Source organism: Mycobacterium sp. TH-M106 (assembly GCF_057473765.1).
Map to the genome: position 1 here is coordinate 1 of NZ_JBYCLE010000569.1, position 1,927 is coordinate 1,927.

General features: G+C 65.5%; 3 protein-coding genes. 1 reads left to right on the plus strand and 2 read right to left on the minus strand.

The annotated features are described in order from the left end of the window. Positions 1 to 947 (plus strand): MutS-related protein (locus AC2VOP_RS19460; RefSeq protein WP_486962489.1); only part of this gene is annotated, 947 nt, incomplete at its 5' end. Here the strand turns inward: AC2VOP_RS19460 and AC2VOP_RS19465 are convergent. After that, positions 935 to 1,597 carry a GNAT family N-acetyltransferase gene (locus AC2VOP_RS19465; protein WP_486962490.1) on the minus strand — a complete coding sequence of 221 codons (663 nt, stop codon included), beginning with the start codon at positions 1,595 to 1,597 and terminating at the stop codon, positions 935 to 937. The genes AC2VOP_RS19460 and AC2VOP_RS19465 overlap by 13 nt on opposite strands. A gap of 34 nt (positions 1,598 to 1,631) precedes the next feature. Then, the coding region (locus tag AC2VOP_RS19470; RefSeq protein WP_486962491.1) for a DUF2469 domain-containing protein at positions 1,632 to 1,927 on the minus strand (296 nt) is incomplete at its 5' end.

Below are 1,927 nucleotides of genomic sequence, written 5' to 3' on the forward strand. Positions count from 1 at the left end.
ACCAGCCGCCGCGCCGCAGCTGGTGGGACCGGCTGACCGGAAACCACGACGGCTACGGCTTCGAGATCGACGGCCGCGACGAGATCGGCGCCCAGGCCCTCACCGAGCTGGCCGGGCGAGCCATCAACGACGTCGCCAACACCGTCACCCAATCCGCAGACCACGTGATGGGATTCTTCGTGCGGCTCCGTACCGAACTGGGGTTTTATCTCGGGTGTGTGAACCTGCGGGACCGGCTCACCACATCCGGTGTTCCGACCTGTTTTCCGGTCCCGACAACGGCCGACGAGCCACGGTTTGGCTGTCGCGATCTGCGCGACGTGGGGCTGTGCCTGACCACCACCGAGACAGTCACCGGCAACGACGTCGACGCCGATGGCACGTCGTTGATCATGATCACCGGCGCGAACGAAGGCGGGAAGTCGACGTTTCTGCGCAGCGTCGGCACCGCACAGGTGATGATGCAAGCCGGCATGTTCGTCACCGCCGAGTCGTTCCACGCCAACGTTCGAGACGGCGTCTTCACGCATTTCAAAAGGGAGGAAGACGTCACCATGACACGGGGGAAGCTCGACGAGGAACTCGCCCGGATGAGCCAGATCGCCGACCACATCGGGGCGAAGTCGATGCTGCTGTGCAACGAATCGTTCGCCTCCACCAACGAACGCGAGGGGTCACAAATTGCGCGGGACATCGTGCGCGCCCTCGTCGAAACGGGTGTCAAAGTGGTTTTCGTCACCCACCTCTACGACCTTGCCCACAGCCTCTACGCCCGCCAAGATCCCGCTGACGTGTTCCTGCGCGCCGAGCGCCGCCCCGATGGCGCACGCACCTTCCGGCTGATGCCCGGCGAACCCGAACCCACCAGCTACGGAGAGGATTCGTTCCGGCGGGTCTTCGGCCGCCCCGCCCGGGGTGGACAAGTGCCGGACGACTACCGGGGCTGAGCGGGTGCGTGAACCACCAGCGGCACCCCGGGGAAGCAGGCCGCCATCTCCGAACGCGCCCGGCGCAGCGCGGCGGTCCCGTAGCCCTTCTTGCGATGCGCGGGATGAATCCAGATCCGCACGTTCACTTCGCCGTGGGCGAGGTCGCCGAAGACCATCCCGACCTTCTCGGTCCCATCGACCGCGACGAACCACGCGGCGTCTTCGTCGTCGACCCGCGCCAGCCCCGAATGGATCTCGTCGTCGAGACCGTCGGCCGGGCGCCCGGAACCGTCGCCGCTGGCGTGCACGTCGGCGGTGCGCAGGGCGAAGATGTCACGGTCCGCGTCGCCGGCGAACGGACACAGCATCAACGTCTCGCCCAGGCTCGCCGGACGCTCACCCAGGATGAACGTCAGCTCGTTGTTCAGGTCGTCGAGTTCGTCGGCGATCTTGCGTCGCGAGTCCTTGGTGAGTTGGTCAAACGACATCCCCATCACCGCCTCACACCCCAGGCGTGACGTTCCGAGCAGCTCCGCGATGGCCTTCACCGCAGCGGGGCGGTCGTCGGAATCCACGATGACGTCGAGCACGTCATGGCGGCGCTCCATCGCTTTGAGCAAGGCATCAGTAATCGCGCGGCGGGAGACAGCACGGTCGAGGGCGGTCATGGCTCAAGCGTAGAGCGCATCTGCGCGCCCCGCACTACTCAGGCAGGCGCAACTCCGGCTTCTCCACCTCTTCGATGTTGACGTCTTTGAAGGTGACCACCCGCACCTGCTTGACGAACCGGGCCGGCCGGTACATGTCCCACACCCACGCATCGGAGAGCTGCAACTCGAAATACACTTCGCCGTCGGCGTTGCGCGGCACCAGCTCCACGCCGTTGGCCAGATAGAACCGCCGCTCGGTCTCCACCACGTAGCTGAACTGGCCCACGATGTCCTTGTATTCGCGGTACAGCGAGAGCTCCATCTCGGTTTCGTACTTCTCGAGATCCT